At 50.7% G+C, this 15065-nt stretch carries 14 protein-coding genes; 5 read left to right on the top strand and 9 right to left on the bottom strand.

Going from position 1 to position 15065, the window contains the following annotated elements; genetic code table 11:
• Nucleotides 1-77: 77 nt before the first annotated feature.
• Together ppa and JJU14_RS12390 are read left to right on the top strand one after the other, a co-directional pair.
• A complete protein-coding gene (gene ppa, locus JJU14_RS12395) occupies nt 78-608 on the top strand; it encodes an inorganic diphosphatase (protein ID WP_091338213.1) in 531 nt (176 codons plus the stop codon).
• 176 nt (nt 609-784) lie between these two features.
• Nucleotides 785-2404, top strand: coding sequence for a methyl-accepting chemotaxis protein (locus JJU14_RS12390; protein ID WP_228613993.1), 1620 nt, complete (start codon nt 785-787; stop codon nt 2402-2404).
• Between the two features lie 84 nt (nt 2405-2488).
• On the opposite strand, the gene JJU14_RS12385 is transcribed toward JJU14_RS12390, so the two are convergent.
• Nucleotides 2489-4711: an EAL domain-containing protein gene (locus tag JJU14_RS12385; RefSeq protein ID WP_228613991.1), complete on the bottom strand. Its 2223-nt coding sequence runs from the start codon at nt 4709-4711 to the stop codon at nt 2489-2491.
• Nucleotides 4712-4963: 252 nt separating this feature from the next.
• Between JJU14_RS12385 and JJU14_RS12380 the strand changes: the two genes are divergently transcribed.
• Nucleotides 4964-5911, top strand: a complete 948-nt coding sequence (locus tag JJU14_RS12380) for a TIGR03899 family protein (RefSeq protein WP_228613989.1) — start codon at nt 4964-4966, stop codon at nt 5909-5911.
• Here the strand turns inward: JJU14_RS12380 and JJU14_RS12375 are convergent.
• The 5 genes from JJU14_RS12375 to dusA all read right to left on the bottom strand — a co-directional run bounded on the left by JJU14_RS12375 (nt 5865) and on the right by dusA (nt 10951).
• Nucleotides 5865-7961 carry a response regulator gene (locus JJU14_RS12375; protein WP_228613987.1) on the bottom strand — a complete coding sequence of 699 codons (2097 nt, stop codon included), beginning with the start codon at nt 7959-7961 and terminating at the stop codon, nt 5865-5867. The genes JJU14_RS12380 and JJU14_RS12375 overlap by 47 nt on opposite strands.
• A 40-nt stretch (nt 7962-8001) precedes the next feature.
• Nucleotides 8002-8751, bottom strand: a complete 750-nt coding sequence (locus JJU14_RS12370) for a TIGR04219 family outer membrane beta-barrel protein (protein ID WP_228613985.1) — start codon at nt 8749-8751, stop codon at nt 8002-8004.
• 11 nt (nt 8752-8762) lie between these two features.
• Complete coding sequence (locus JJU14_RS12365) at nt 8763-9206, bottom strand: copper chaperone PCu(A)C (protein WP_228613983.1); 444 nt, start codon at nt 9204-9206, stop codon at nt 8763-8765.
• A 282-nt stretch (nt 9207-9488) separates the two neighbouring features.
• Complete coding sequence (locus JJU14_RS12360; RefSeq protein ID WP_228613981.1) at nt 9489-9740, bottom strand: hypothetical protein; 252 nt, start codon at nt 9738-9740, stop codon at nt 9489-9491.
• A 218-nt stretch (nt 9741-9958) separates the two neighbouring features.
• Nucleotides 9959-10951, bottom strand: coding sequence for a tRNA dihydrouridine(20/20a) synthase DusA (gene dusA / locus JJU14_RS12355; RefSeq protein WP_300976229.1), 993 nt, complete (start codon nt 10949-10951; stop codon nt 9959-9961).
• Between the two features lie 115 nt (nt 10952-11066).
• Between dusA and JJU14_RS12350 the strand changes: the two genes are divergently transcribed.
• Both JJU14_RS12350 and JJU14_RS12345 read left to right on the top strand, forming a co-directional pair.
• Nucleotides 11067-11507, top strand: coding sequence for a transcriptional repressor (locus JJU14_RS12350; RefSeq protein ID WP_228613977.1), 441 nt, complete (start codon nt 11067-11069; stop codon nt 11505-11507).
• Nucleotides 11508-11612: 105 nt separating this feature from the next.
• A complete protein-coding gene (locus JJU14_RS12345) occupies nt 11613-12086 on the top strand; it encodes a chemotaxis protein CheX (RefSeq protein WP_228613975.1) in 474 nt (157 codons plus the stop codon).
• Here the strand turns inward: JJU14_RS12345 and alr are convergent.
• The 3 genes from alr to rplI all read right to left on the bottom strand — a co-directional run.
• Nucleotides 12083-13165 carry an alanine racemase gene (gene alr / locus JJU14_RS12340; RefSeq protein WP_228613973.1) on the bottom strand — a complete coding sequence of 361 codons (1083 nt, stop codon included), beginning with the start codon at nt 13163-13165 and terminating at the stop codon, nt 12083-12085. The genes JJU14_RS12345 and alr overlap by 4 nt on opposite strands.
• Before the next feature lie 2 nt (nt 13166-13167).
• Entirely contained in the window at nt 13168-14550 is a 1383-nt protein-coding gene (gene dnaB / locus JJU14_RS12335) for a replicative DNA helicase (protein ID WP_228613971.1), read from the bottom strand.
• Nucleotides 14551-14682: 132 nt separating this feature from the next.
• The coding region (gene rplI / locus JJU14_RS12330) for a 50S ribosomal protein L9 (RefSeq protein ID WP_228613969.1) at nt 14683-15065 on the bottom strand (383 nt) is incomplete at its 5' end.

The raw sequence follows: 15065 nt of genomic DNA, 5'->3' as shown, positions 1-15065 counted from the left end.
AAGACCAATTGAGGATAGCCATTTTGATGGCTATCGCTATAATAGCCGACATTTCATTCACCAATTAGGACACCATCATGAGCTTAAGCGATGTAACAGCAGGCAAGAACCTGCCCGATGAAATCAATGTCATCATTGAAATTCCGGCCAATGCCGATCCCATTAAATACGAAGTGGACAAAGACACGGGAACGGTCTGGGTAGACCGCTTTATGTCCACCCCGATGTTCTATCCGTGCAACTACGGCTTCGTCAACCAAACGCTGTCGCTGGATGGTGATCCGGTCGATGTGCTGGTGCCAACGCCTTACCCATTGGTGCCAGGCGCGGTGATCAAGTGTCGTCCGGTTGGTGTGCTGAATATGTCGGATGAGTCCGGTGAAGATGCCAAAGTCATTGCGGTACCGGTCAGCAAACTGACCAAGCTGTACGATCATATTCAGGACATCAACGATGTGCCAGAGCTGCTGAAGCAGCAAATTCAGCACTTCTTTGAGCGTTACAAAGAGTTGGAGCCAGGCAAGTGGGTCAAAGTTGTTGGCTGGGCCGACGCAGCAGCCGCTAAAGCTGAGATCCTGACGTCCTATGAGCGTGCCAATAAGGCGTAATCACTATCAAAGCCGGGGCGGTTTTCAGCCCCGGCTGTTTAGTTTGCCACCCAACCGCTCCAGCCAAGCATTTTTTGTTAACTTTTTCTACTTTCAATGCCGCGCTTCACAACTTTCTGACTATACTGATAAAACAACAAGCAGCAGCCCCCCGAAGTGACAGAGGCTAACACTCTATGGAATTCCTGAAGCAACTATCCATTGCCAAAAAGATCTACCTGATCCCACTCATTGGTACCATCAGCTTTTTAATTTACCTAACTCTGGCCACCACCACGGCGCAAAATAATGCCCGCACCCTGGAAAACACCAGAGATGTGCAATTCCCGGTGCTACAGGCCGCAGAGAATAGCCTGGTGTTGCTGGAGCGGATCAGCGAGTCGCTGGCTAGTGCCGTTACCACCGGCGACGAAGACTCCTTACAGATGGCGCAGCAGTTTTCCCAGCAAATGAGCCAGAGCCTGCAACGCGTCAGTCAGCTGGATCAACGCTTTGCTCAGGAAGTGCGAACCATCAACCAGAGTTTTGATACCTACTACCGGGCGGCTTACACCATCTCGGAGGAAATGGTCAATAACACCGCTGACTTTACCACGCTAGCCCAGCGCAGTGAGCGGATGAATGAACATTACGAACAGACCTTACAGTTACTGTCCAACTTTCGTGATGTAAAAGAGGCCGAATTCACCGAAGCCATTGATGCCGCCAGTGAGCAAGCCTCCCGCCTGATTATGGTTGGCATGTTGATGGGCCTGATCACCACTGTGGTGCTGTTTGGTACTGCCATTCCAATCGTCACGGGTATTCGCAACAACCTGAAAAGCATCATTGCTTCCTTGCGCGATCTTGCAAAAGAAGATGGCGACCTGACAGTGCGCATTAAGACCCAAAGTAAAGACGAACTCGGCGACCTGGCTTACTGGTTTAATACTTTTATGGAGAAGCTGCAGGGCATCGTCAAAGACGTGGTGAATACCGCTTTGCCACTGTCATCGCTGGCAAAAGATTTAAATGAGCTTACTGAAGATACCAACAAAACCATCCAGGTGCAGCGCCAGGCGGCCGATCAGGCCCGCCAGGCAGTTGATCAAATGAACCACAGTGTGATGGCTGAAGCCAGCAGTGCTAATGAAGCTTCGCATGCCGCCAATGACTCAGGCGAAGCAGCTAACCGCGGACAAAGCACGGTGGAGCAAACGGTAAGTAACATTAAGCGACTTGCTGGCAACGTCCAGGAAGCTTCAACGGTGATAACTCAGCTGGAAAATGATGCAAATAAAGTAGGTGCTGTACTGGATGTGATCAAAGGCATCGCTGAGCAAACCAACTTGCTGGCGCTCAATGCAGCCATTGAGGCTGCCCGTGCCGGTGAACAGGGCCGCGGTTTTGCGGTGGTAGCCGATGAAGTTCGCACTCTGGCATCACGCACCCAAGCATCTACCGAGCAAATTCAGAAAACCATTGAACAATTGCAAAGCGCAGCCCGCTCGGCGGTACAGAAGATGGAACAAAGTACCAGCCAGGCCGATGAAAGTGTTGCCTCTGCCAATCAGGCTGGCGAAGCTTTAACGCTGATTACCCAAAGCATCCATCAAATCCGCTTAATGAACCAGCAAATTGCCGATGCCACCGTCGATCAACAAAAAATGGCAACCACCATTGTCAATCATGTCGATGAGATCTATACCCATACGGAGCACAGCTCGAGCAGTGCCAATAACATTGCCAAGGCCAGTAGCGAGCTTGCCAACCTGGCACAGAGCCTGGAGCAGGTAGCACGCCAGTTTAGAGTATAGCCCAGTCCAGGTATTGTATATCGCACAGAAAAAACCGGCTTGCTTCTGCCGGTTTTTTTCTAGTGTGAAGTAGCGCTGGCGGGCTTACTTTTTTTGTTGCTTGATAAAAGCCAACAGCTCGTCTTTGGCCATTGGTTTAGCATATAAAAATCCTTGGACCTCATCACAGCCCATCGCCAGAATCACCCGCTCCTGCGCGACTGTTTCGACACCCTCGGCAATGGTATGAAGGCCCAAGCGCTTGCCTAGGTTCACAATGGTTTCTGCGATAGCTGCGCCATTAGGTTTTTCAATATCATTGACAAAAGCCCGGTCAATTTTGATCCGGTCCAGCGGCAGCTGCTGCAAATAACTGAGCGATGAAAAGCCAATACCAAAATCATCAATGGCGACTTTAATGCCAAAGCTTTGCAGCTCTTTTAAAGCAGAAATCACCACTTTAGGATCGTCCATTACGACCGATTCAGTAATTTCCAACTCCAGCAGCTCCGGCTTGACCTGGTATTCAGTGACACAGTTGATCACCGACTCGACAAAATGCGGGCTGCGAAACTGCGGCATGGAAACATTCACTGCAATACGTAGTTCCTTGAAGCCCAGCCTCTCCAGTTCTTTTAACTGCATACAGGCCTGTTGCAGCACCCAGGCACCAATTTCGACAATCAGTCCTGAGTACTCAGCCAGGGGAATAAATACCGCAGGTGAAACGAAACCACCACCTTGCTGCGGCCAGCGCAACAAAGCTTCCATGCCAATCACCTTGCGACTTTTCAGACAGATCTGGGGCTGAAACCACAGCTGCAGGCGATCCTGAGCAAAGTCCTGCCGTAAAGTTCGCAGTAAAGCCAACCGTTCAGCGGTTTCGTCTTCCATCTGTTGCTGATAAAACTCATAATTACGGCTAATATTTTTCTTTGCCCGGTTTAGGGCAATATAGACATGCTTTAAGATGGTCAGCCCCTGCTCACTACTTTCGGACAAGCGGCAAAAACCATAGGTGGCGTCTACCTGCAGACTATGCTCCGAAGCCTGAAATGGCTCCAGGAAAAGTGCATCCAGCGCTTGCGGGGTTAATACCTGCTCCGAGCCAATCATACCGAACACATCGGCACCGATACGACCGATCTGAGCATCATTGCCAAACTCCTGCACCAGGCGCTGAGTGATCGCAATCAGCAGCTCATTGCCAACCTCCTGCCCCAAGCCATCATTGACATCCGAGAAGTGGTTAATATCAATCAAAACAGCTACGCTGTCTTGAGCGCCAAGCTGTCTGGTATCGGCCAGCAGGCAGGTGAATTCATTGCGATTAGGTGTTTTGGTGAGAGGGTCAATGTAGGCTGCATGCCGTAACTGCTGGAACAAAGTGACATTTTCGTAACCAACAGAAATATTGCTAAGAAATACCTCGATCAACTGACGGTCAAAATCTTCGATAGCACGGTTGGTTTCAAGATATACCGCTGCACCATGATGTTCAGCACCCAAATAAAGCGTAGTATCTTTTTCGGTAAAAATATTCCGCTTACTGCGCAAGCAATCGTTGATTTGATGAATGATGCGCTTATTGTCTATTCGTTCGAGCCGACATTTGATAAATGGAGCATAATGACCTGCAGCGCCAAGTACATAGATGGTATCGGCATTGCTGCCATCATCTTCAATTTGCGCACAAAGTACCCCTTCAGCATCCAGACCAATCAAGGAAGCAATCTGTGTCACTACACCTTCTGAAAACTCATGCAGCGAGTGTTGCTCCAGTAGGTTGGCACCTGCATTGATAATTTTTTGCAAGCCTATGCGATTCTGGTTAATGGTACGAATTTGCTGATAAGAACGAATCGAGGCAATAATGGTGGTAACGAGTTTACTTCGGGTCAGCTCTGTTTTGGTCTTGTAATCATTGATGTCGTATTCTTTGATCACACTTTCTTCTGGTGCATAACCAGGCTGGCCGGTACGAAGTATGATGCGGGTATCTTCCAGCTTGAGTTCGTCACGGATTTGCTCCACCACCTTCAAGCCAGCATCATCGGTTTCCATCACCACATCCAACAATACTAAAGCAATGTTGTCATGGTCCCGTAAGAATTGTACCGCTTCTTTGCCTGAATAGGCATGGTGGAACACCAGCTTACGGCCTTCCACCACCACATCAGAAAGTGCCAGCTTGGTAACTGTATGGATCTCCTCATCGTCATCAACAATAAGTAACTGCCATTCACCAACCGTATGGTCTGTTGCTTCCGATGCATCTTCATCGTCTGCCAGGAACAGGAAATCATCTGGGTTTGCTTCAGGCACCATTCACAATCCTTAGTTACTACTAGAATTAGATTAAGAGAGCGTTCTCAATACGAAACTCCTTAATTAATAATATACAGAGTTCCGTCAATCGCAATGTATTACCGACTATATCGTTATAAATATCACTGAATTACTCGCTATGCCACTTTGCAGTGCATCACAGGGCCAGAAAAACAGCCCAGCTGACAGAGCTTGCACTTCAGCAAGACAACTGCCAGTATCAACACCAGATCAATAAAACTGTGTGTTGTAATGAGTAAGCTGACAATACCCAATACCAGCAGCCAGCCAGTTGTTGTCTCAGCCCCGGCACAGACTATCAACAAGCCAGCCAATAAAAAAGCCACAGGTGCAACGAGCAGCGCAAAGCGGTCACAGCGCTTTTTTGCGAAATACCGACGCCTCGCTGCCTATGCAGGAGTGCAACTCAGCCAGCAAACCGGGCTGGATCAGCTGCCTTTATCGCAACGCTTGCAACGTCGCTTGCGGATGCAGCAAGAGCGTCAGCAACTGAATCTGGAACGTATTATAGCGTTAAGTGCTGATTATGCACCCGAGCAAGTGATAGAAACAGACGTTGATCCTGATTGGTTTCATCATTATTGTGAGCTAGCACTCAATATCGCCAACCAAAGTATGCAACAGCTGTGGGCAAAAATCCTGGCCTGCGAAATTGCAGCACCAGGTCAGTTTTCGCTAAAAACCCTGTATATGCTTAAGCAAATGAGCCACAAAGAGGCGCTGGCACTGCAGCAGGCAGCAAGTTTATGCTGCCGAAATAGCAGCGAAGGATCTGGTCGTATCTATTTTGGTGTGTTTCGTCGGCCATCTCTGTTTCAGTTACTGACTGGCCGTGGCAAGGCATTGCTTAATCTGAGCCAATATAAGCTCAGTTATCCAGCTATTCTCAGCCTGATGGACACTGGCTTACTGCACCATGCCGAGATTGAAAGTGGTGAGCTGGCAAAAGGCGATAGCATTCAGCTCTGTATTCAGCAACAGCGATTGCATTGCACCGCCAGACACAATGGCTTGGTATTGCAATATTACAAATTCAGCCCGCTAGGGGATGAGCTCTTACCCTTGCTTAATTTGCAACCACAACCGCACTACCTGGAGGCGCTGCAGCAGCTTCTTAGCAGTCACTTTGAGGTCAACCGGATCCGGGCGACCGAGGACGACACCAATTCATCAGATTAGCCAATTTAGGTGCATCGAGCGGCTTTATCACCACATCATTCATGCCAGCTTGTTTGAACAAAGCAATTTCATCCGGTAATGCATGGGCGGTAAAAGCAAGGATAGGCACCTGCTGGTAATTAGCTAATTGCCGAAGTTGTCGGGTTACCTCAACTCCGGAAAGATCGGGCAACTGGATGTCCATCAGAATTAAATCGAAAACTTGTTGCCGACATAAGTCCAATGCTTGCAGTCCTGTCATAGCCGCAGTAAGTTGCAACGGAAAGCTAGCCAGCATGGCCTGAATAAACGCTTGGTTGGTTTCATTGTCATCGACCACCAGTAAACGGACCGCCGCAGGTGAATACGCCTCAAGCTGTTGCAGAGCAGTGGCTAATTCTGATGCAGTCTGTGGCAAAGGCAGCACCGGTGATGAAGCAAAAGGCTGCCAGCTATCCAGTTGACCGGTCGTTGACAAAGCTAGACAGCCTGGCCTCGCTAATAGACTCTGGTAGCCACTGGCCTCCTGATGCTGTGGCTCCGGCAACACCACCAGCAGCGGCTCGTTGGGCTCAGGTTGTGCGGCGTGCCATTCGCCAAGGCTGTGGTAATGCTGTAGTTGATGGCAAACCAACTTCAGGCTTTGCATCTGAGCAGGGGGTAACAGCTTAGGTTCAGCCAGTAGATGGACTTTAGCAATCTGACTGGGTGGCGCACAGGGTTCATAGCGGCAGGGGATACAAAGTTCAATCGAGCTCCCTAACTCATCAAGACACGAGGCCGCCACCTGGGCAGATAAGTGCTTACAACCAAAACTAAATAGCTGAATATCAAGTGCCAGTTCCTTTGCAGGTAGTTCAGTTGCCATCTCCAGTTGCTGGCATAAATCAACCGGTAAGGACTCCCCTTTTAATAACAACCGAAAGTACAACTCCTGCTTTGCAACCGCCAGCCGCCATTGCACACTCAACTGGCTATGGCAACTGTGCTGTGCAGCTAAACGTAACAATGCCCGACAACAAAGTCCCAGGCTGTCGGCTGCCAGATGCAGCTGATATTCAGTTGCCAGATTATCCTCTTCCAACAACAACGTCTGCTCAGGCCTTATAAGCTGACGCCATTGTTCAGCTTGCAGTGCCAGCCAGTCGGGCAAATAGCTCATCTGTGCAGCCACAGAACCCTGCCGCGTATACAGTAAATCTTGCAGCAAGGACGACTGCCAGGGTTGCGCTGTCTGTACCAGCAAGCGTAACAGCTGAGTGGTTTCTTGCTCTGTCTGAGCTTGCTGCTGGCTAAGTTGCTGCATGACCTGCTTCGCTTGCTGTTGTTGTTGCTGCAAGGCTACTCTGGATTGTTCGATGCCCTCCAACTGCCTGGCAAGCTCCATCCCTTGCTGTGCATGAGCTTGTTGTTTCTGCTTCATCCGCTCTGTGAGCTGATTGAACAAACCAGTCATTGGATGCTGTTGCGTCAATGGCACGTCAGACTCGCCTTCAAGCCAGCATATCATTGCCTGCTCCAGCTCTTGATGGCTTTGCTCCAACAGCAAACGCTGCCGGTTCGAGCGCCGCCAAAGCCACAGCAATAGCAAGCAAGGCAAACATAGCCAGATAACAAGCTGCCAAAGCCAAAGGGCCCAGGGGAATGGTGGATTGCCTGCCTCAAGCAGCAAATACCCCCTAACATGCTGATCGAGCAATAAAGGCTGGCTGGAAAGGATGCGGCCATGGTGCAACCACAGAATTTGGTGCTGGTCGGCAAACCAATCTTGCTCCGGCTGCTGCAATAAAGTACCAAGCCCAGTGGAGCTGATCACTTCTTTATTTGCATCCAGCAAAGTGATGGACAAAACAGGAAAACCAGCGTGATGTTGTGCCGTGGAGTAGAAAGCATTGATATCCTGCTCGGCATCATCCAGCAGCAGCAAAGTCGTTGCTTTGACCAGCAACTGATTCATCATCGCTAGTTGCTGTTGAAAGTCTTGTCGTACCTGATGGTGCACCTGATAAAACGTCAAAAAGGTGGTAAACATCAGCACCGACAGCATTCCAATACCAAGCAATCGATTCATCGAAGCATCCCCACAAGCAGCATAACAGTGGCCGCTACACTCAGAAGCTCAGTTCTAGCCCTAAAAAGACGCCGGAGTAATCCATGGTGCTGGATAGCCCTTGCAAATTGTCGAGCTCCAGTTTGCTGTCACGATAACCAAGCCGTAAGGCTCCATCCATCATCATGGTATCAATAAACTGAAAAGCGAAGCCCGCCGATACATCATGCGCCTGATGTCGGCCTGGGGTAACACCACTGGCCTGTGCAAAGAATTGCCAGCTAGTGCCAACCAGGTTCAGCCGTGTTGCAGCATACAACATCGGAATACTGCCTTTAACACTCTGCTCACTTCGAAGTGCGGCCTGACTGCTAACTTCGGCAGTTCCATCAATGCGTTTGACCATGGCACCAAAGTCCAGCTCAAACAAATTGTTATCCAGCAATTCGTAGTAAAGCACCAAATCAAGGTGCGACAGATCTAGTTTGGAACTTAACTGGGAGCCAATCGGGAAACTTTGTCCGGCCAGCGCGAAGGTTTGCGCAAGCTCAACCCGCCCCACATGCTTCAGGCTCTGGTAACGGACAGCCAAGTTTGGCAGTAATGGTATCGGATGCTCCAGAGTCAATCCCAAACTCAGCTGATTCTTACTGCTAAAATTTTGCGGCAGGCTGCTCCCTGTCTGGCCAAAGGCGCCATCTGCGCTGGCTTGCCAGCTATCCAACTGCACTTTTACCGCAAGGAAATCTGCCTGAGCAGCAGTGCTTAACAGCAAAGGCAAGGCTAAGAAAACGGCAAATTTAGCTTTCATAACACCTTCCTTTAACGCCGTGGCGGCATCACTAAGCGGGCATCTAGCTGCAATTGGCTACCGTCATCAAATTGCAGTTGCAAGGGTACAGACTGATTCTCTTCCAGCGACTGCTGCGGCTCAAACAGCATCAAATGCAAACCACCGGGCTGAAGCGCCACTTTGCCAGACGCTGGAATATCAATTGCATCGACCTGCACCATTCGCATCATGCCATCAACATGCGTATGCGTGTGCAACTCAACCCGGGCAAATGCATCTGAGTGTACCGCGACCAGTTGGCGTAGCTGGTCACTAGGGTTGTGCAGAGTCAGATAACCCGCTGTGACAGTCCGGCCAGGCATAGGCACACGCACCACCACCTCATCGGCTTCGATACTCGCAGGTTGTACGGCGGCAACAGGGGGGAGGAAAAAAAGGAAACTGCCTAGCAGTAATAAGCCAAGTGCTTTCATAGAACCCTCTTTATGATGAAATACAGAGGACTACAGCATATCCTTTCTGCTGCCAGGGTACTAGTCTTTGCCTTAGCGCAGTGAAGAAAAAGTCAAAAATGCGAAAATAGAATTTCGTTTGAAGATAGAAAAATGAAGGTACAGAAACATCGGTTAAGCCCGTACTACAAACATGGGCTTAACCTTCCCTATTTGATAACAGCCAAGAGCATACAGCGACCAAAGGGATCATGCTCAATACTGGCGTCAATAACAGCAGTAACAGTTGGTCGGCAAAAGGCATTATTCAGCAGCCTCTTCTTTGCTTTGCTCGGCAGGCAATTCAGCGGTTTCGGCAACTTTCGGTGCCAACTGCTCCACCATTTGCTGCAGGCTTTCCTTCACGGAGTTACGCAATTGCTCTTGCAGTTCGGCGGCTTGCCTTTGCAGTAAGTCCGCCATAATCTGGCTGACAGAGACTTCATTCGCTTGTACAGGTGCAAAGGCAGTAGTACAGAATACAACAGCAGCAGTTAGCATCATTTTGGTGTTCATGGTCGTTCTCCTTGGTTGTTTGGTCTAAATGACAACCTAGGTATTTCAAGAGACGTGCCAAGTTTTCAAATTATTTTTTAATATTAAAAAACAATAACTTAAAACGATGCCGTAAATTCGATATTTAACCTGAGCAGGCTAACAGTTTCTTCAATAGCGAATTTAACCACTGAATTGGTCAAATTCACTACTGGGTGAGGGTTTGTGTAATGCTACGCTTAGCGGCGCACCTGAGCCAGTGCGGATAACAGCAATTCAGGTCCTGATTCCGGCAAATGCCCGCGCTCGGAGAGGGTACGCCGCCACTGCCGGGCACCTGGGACGCCTTGAAAAAGCCCCAGCATATGACGGGCAATCTGCCAGAAACGAGCGCCCTGCTGCATTTGCCGCTCGATATAAGGGATCATCAGCTCTACCACTTCAAAAGGCGTTTTGGCAAACGCAGCCTCGCCATAGAGCTGCTCATCAACCTGGCTTAACAACCAGGGATTGGTATAGACCTCACGGCCTAGCATAACGCCGTCCAAATCAATCAGTTGCTGCTGACAGGCTTCGATGGTTTTCAGGCCACCGTTTAATGAAAAGCTTAAATCCGGATAGTCCCGCTTGAGCTGATGCACCCGTGGGTAATCAAGGGGTGGGATCTCGCGGTTTTCTTTTGGACTTAAGCCTTTTAACCAAGCTTTACGGGCATGAATGATAAAGTGCTCACACCCGGCCGCAGCGCACTGCTCAATCAAGGCGGTCAGAAACTCGTAGCTGTCTTGCTCGTCGATGCCAATACGGGTTTTTACCGTCACCGGGATATCGGCCTGTTGCCGCATTTCAGCGACGCAAGCAGCAACCAGCTCAGGCCGCGCCATCAAACAAGCGCCAAACATGCCGTTTTGCACCCGATCGGATGGGCAGCCGACATTGATATTGACCTCATCGTAACCACGTTCAGCGGCGATCCTGGCGCAATGCGCCATATCCGCAGGATCCGAGCCGCCCAGTTGCAGTACCAGCGGATGTTCTTCGTCGTTGTAGGCCAGATAATCGCCCTTGCCATGAATAATAGCGCCGGTGGTGACCATCTCGGTATAAAGCACCGCCCGCTGTGACAACAAACGGTGAAAATAGCGACAATGTCGATCAGTCCAATCTAACATTGGGGCTATGGAAAAGGTGTGGTCAATGGCGGCGGTCAAAGCAGTCTCTCTGGGCGGCAACAAAACAGCTGGCTATTTTACCATTGAATGACCTGGTGCTAAAGCAGCTAAAATTGCCGGATGCAACTTTAGAGCACTATGTTAAACTGAAGGGAGTGAAATACAGGAGCCTGCAATGTCTGTTGAAGTTCTGGTCGATAAAGCCCGTTTAGTCTGCATGCAAAAAGGCAGTCGTTTTACCGCTATCCGCGAGAAAGTTTTTCGCCTGCTGGCAAAGACCGAAAGCGGGGTTGGTGCTTACGAGTTGCTGGAAGAGCTAAAGCAAACCGAACCAGGTGCCAAGCCCGCTACTATCTACCGAGCACTGGACTTCCTGACCGAGCAAGGCTTTATCCATAAAATCGAATCCAGCAATGCCTTTATGTTGTGTCAGCACTTTGATCATCAACACCCGGCGCAGCTGCTGATTTGCGAGCAATGCGGTCATGTCACCGAGCTGCACTCGCATAGCCTGGATCACGCCTTTACGGAACAAGCCGCTAAAGAAGGCTTTAGTATCAGCCGACAAACCATTGAAGCCCATGGCATTTGCAGTCGCTGCAAAGCAAACCATTAAGCTGATTTTGCCGTACCAGAAAACTTGTGTATTGGCTAAACTCTATTACGCTTAACCAATAACTTGTTGTGAATTATCAACATTAACCTGACAGGCCTAATTTCCATGAACGTTGAATTCGTCAATCCATTTCTGTCGTCCCTGGTCAATGTGCTGGGCACCATGGCCAATACCAAGATCGTGCCTGGCCAGCCACGGCTGAAAAAAGATGAGGTGGCGCGGGGTGATGTCTCCGGCCTAATTGGCATGGTGGGCAGTGAAACCAAGGGCTCCTTTTCCATTACCTTTGAAGAGTCACTGGCGCTGGAAATTATGTTTCGTATGCTGGGCGAGCGGCCAGCGAAAATTAATGAAGAAGTCACCGATATGGTCGGTGAAATCACCAATATGGTGACAGGCGGCGCCAAGCGGATTCTGGGTGAAAAAGGCTATGAGTTCTCGATGGCCACACCGCTGGTGGTCTCCGGCAAAGAGCACACCATTACCCATAAATGCGATGGTCCTAAAATTCTGATGCCCTTTACCTCTGAGTTTGGCAAGGTGCATATTGAAGTCAGCTTTGACAATATGGGCGGTTAATTGCCGCCCTGGTAAACGAAATCCACTCTGGGAGTAATATTGCACAGCAGCTCATAGGGAATAGTCCCCACCAGGGCTGCAATCTCTTCCACTGGCAAGCCTTGCCCCCACAGCACCACTTGTTCGCCTGGCCTGATGATAGCATCACCAATATCGACGGTGAGCATATCCATCGAGACCCGCCCTACAATCGGAAAACGCCGGCCTTGCATCAAAACAGGCGTGCCATTGGGAACATTACGCGGATAACCATCCCCATAGCCAATCGCTACCACAGCCAAACGGGTGGCTTGCTGCGCCTGCCAGGCCGAACCATAGCCAACGGTTTCACCGGCGGCAACATCCCGCACTGCGATAACCCGGCTACACAGCGTCATCACCGGCTGCAAGCCATGTTCCGCGCCTTGCTTGCCAAGCAAAGGCGATACACCATAGAGCATCAGGCCGGGCCGTACCCAGTCGCCATGACTTTGTGGCCAGCCGAGTACAGCCGCTGAGTTGGCTAAGGAAACTTCCCCGGCAAGACCTTGCGACCAGGTGCTAAAACGCTGCAATTGTTCGATGGTATCCGGGCACTCCAGATCGTCGGCGCAAGCGAAGTGTGACATCAGCCGGATGCCGGGCAAGCAGTTCGGGCTTTGCGACAAGGCCTGCCAGGCAGCCTGGTAGCGCTCTGGCGGCAAGCCAAGCCGGTGCATGCCAGTATCCATTTTCAGCCACACCCGGATCGGTGCATCCAGTTCTGCGGCCAGAATGGCGTCGATTTGCTCTTGCTGATGGACCACCACCTGCAAATTGCTGGCAACGATCTGCGGCAATTCGTCGGCATCAAAAAATCCTTCCAGCAAGACGATGGGCTTAACAATTCCGCCAGCCCGAAGCGCCAGTGCTTCATCCAGCCGGGCCACACCAAAGGCGTCGGCTTGTTGCAACTGCTCGGCGACTTGCAGCATGCCATGGCCATAGGCATTGGCTTTGAGCACCGCCAGCACCTTAGCCCCAGGCACAACCTCGCGCACCCGCGCCAGGTTGTGTTTTAGTGCTCCCACATCAATCCGCGCCACCGGTTTACGCAACATGGTTAATCCTCGTCGAAACGGTAGGTGCCGGCATAATTGTCAAAGCGCGAGTACTGGCCATGGAAGGTCAGCCGGACCCGGCCTATCGGGCCGTTCCGTTGTTTACCGATGATGATTTCAGCTGAGCCTTTGTCGGCGCTGTCATCGTTGTAGACCTCATCACGGTAGATAAACATAATTAAATCAGCATCCTGCTCTATGGAGCCGGATTCGCGCAAATCCGAGTTCACTGGCCGCTTATCCGCCCGCTGCTCCAGGCTACGGTTTAGCTGTGACAGAGCCACCACCGGAACTTTCAGCTCTTTGGCCAGTGCTTTTAACGAGCGGGAGATCTCGGCAATCTCCAGGGTACGGTTTTCACTCATGCCAGGTACGGTCATCAGCTGCAGGTAGTCCACCATGATCATGCTAAGACCACCATGCTCACGCGCTACCCGCCGTGCCCGGGAACGCACCTCGGTCGGTGTCAGACCGGACGCATCGTCGATGTACATCTTGCCTTTGGTGTTGAGTAGCTCAATGGCAGAGGACAGCCGAGCCCAGTCTTCGTCTTCCAGCTGGCCAGTACGGATCCGAGTTTGATCGATACGGCCAATCGAGGCCAGCATCCGCATCATAATTTGTTCCGAGGGCATCTCCAGGCTGAAAATCAGTACCGGTTTATCGCTGGTGATAGCGGCATGCTCACACAGGTTCATCGCAAAGGTGGTTTTACCCATGGATGGCCGTGCAGCGACGATAATCAAATCCGAGGGCTGTAGACCACTGGTCATTTTGTCCAGGTCGACATAACCGGTCGACACCCCGGTCACGCCGTTGTGGGGCTTACTGAACAGTTCATCAATTTTTTCAATGGTCTTGCTGAGGATGTCATGAATAGGCTCAGGCCCTTCGTTGGCATTCGCGCGCTGTTCTGCAATCTTAAACACCCGGGTTTCGGCAAAATCCAGCAACTCGGCACTGGTGCGGCCCTGGGGATCATAGCCGGCATCGGCAATATCGTGCGCCACGCCTATCATGTCGCGGATCACCGCCCGTTCGCGCACAATTTCGGCATAGGCCAGGATATTGGCGGCACTGGGTGTGTTTTTGGCGATTTCGCCAAGGTAGGCAAAGCCACCTACATCATCTAGCTTCTGGTTTTGCTCCAATGCCTGCGATACGGTGATCAGATCCATGGGTTGGTTTTGTTCGGCAAGCTTGGTGAGGGCATTAAAAATCAGCCGGTGCGCCCGCAGGTAAAAATCCTGCTCCACCACTTTTTCCGCCACCCGATCCCAGGCTTCGTTATCCAGCATCAAACCACCCAATACCGACTGTTCGGCTTCGATGGAATGGGGCGGCATTTTTACGGCAGCAACCTGCTTATCTTTTTGCTTTTGCATAATTCCAAAATACGATGAAGTAACCCTGCCATCCTACCCCGAGGTGCAGCGAATAAAAAGCGAGGCAGGAAAAATTAGCCATAAAAAAAGGCAGCTCCGAAGGAGACTGCCTGTTTTTTCCAACCAGACGGCTTAGGCTTCAGCAACAACAACCAGTTTAACGGTTGCAGTGACTTCAGCGTGCAGCTGCAGGTCAATTTCGAACTCGCCAGTCTCGCGCAGCGTGCCGTTTGGCAGCTTCACTTCAGACTTAGCGACAGCAACACCGGCTTCGGTAATAGCGTCGGCGATATCGCGGGTACCGATAGAACCGAACAGCTTGCCTTCGTCACCGGCTTTGGAAGCAATAGTCACTTCTTCCAGCGCAGCAATTTGCTCAGCACGTTTTTGCGCAGCGGCCAGACCTTCAGCCAGCTTGGCTTCCAGCTCAGCGCGACGCTGTTCGAATTTTTCGATGTTAGCTTTGTTCGCAGGAACAGCTTTACCCTGTGGGAACAGGTAGTTACGAGCGTAAC

Source organism: Alkalimonas sp. (assembly GCF_020831925.1).
Taxonomy (GTDB): Bacteria; Pseudomonadota; Gammaproteobacteria; order Enterobacterales; family Alteromonadaceae; genus Alkalimonas.
This window is presented reverse-complemented; position numbering and strand designations above follow the sequence as displayed.

Coding starts and splice junctions, on each gene's coding strand:
- JJU14_RS12345 (WP_228613975.1), top strand. CDS start 11,613: ATGAACGTTGAATTCGTCAATCCATTTCTGTCGTCCCTGGTCAATGTG.
- alr (WP_228613973.1), bottom strand. CDS start 13,165: ATGTTGCGTAAACCGGTGGCGCGGATTGATGTGGGAGCACTAAAACAC.
- JJU14_RS12375 (WP_228613987.1), bottom strand. CDS start 7,961: ATGAATCGATTGCTTGGTATTGGAATGCTGTCGGTGCTGATGTTTACC.
- JJU14_RS12350 (WP_228613977.1), top strand. CDS start 11,067: ATGTCTGTTGAAGTTCTGGTCGATAAAGCCCGTTTAGTCTGCATGCAA.
- JJU14_RS12370 (WP_228613985.1), bottom strand. CDS start 8,751: ATGAAAGCTAAATTTGCCGTTTTCTTAGCCTTGCCTTTGCTGTTAAGC.
- JJU14_RS12390 (WP_228613993.1), top strand. CDS start 785: ATGGAATTCCTGAAGCAACTATCCATTGCCAAAAAGATCTACCTGATC.
- JJU14_RS12360 (WP_228613981.1), bottom strand. CDS start 9,740: ATGAACACCAAAATGATGCTAACTGCTGCTGTTGTATTCTGTACTACT.
- ppa (WP_091338213.1), top strand. CDS start 78: ATGAGCTTAAGCGATGTAACAGCAGGCAAGAACCTGCCCGATGAAATC.
- dnaB (WP_228613971.1), bottom strand. CDS start 14,550: ATGCAAAAGCAAAAAGATAAGCAGGTTGCTGCCGTAAAAATGCCGCCC.
- JJU14_RS12385 (WP_228613991.1), bottom strand. CDS start 4,711: ATGGTGCCTGAAGCAAACCCAGATGATTTCCTGTTCCTGGCAGACGAT.
- JJU14_RS12365 (WP_228613983.1), bottom strand. CDS start 9,206: ATGAAAGCACTTGGCTTATTACTGCTAGGCAGTTTCCTTTTTTTCCTC.
- JJU14_RS12380 (WP_228613989.1), top strand. CDS start 4,964: ATGAGTAAGCTGACAATACCCAATACCAGCAGCCAGCCAGTTGTTGTC.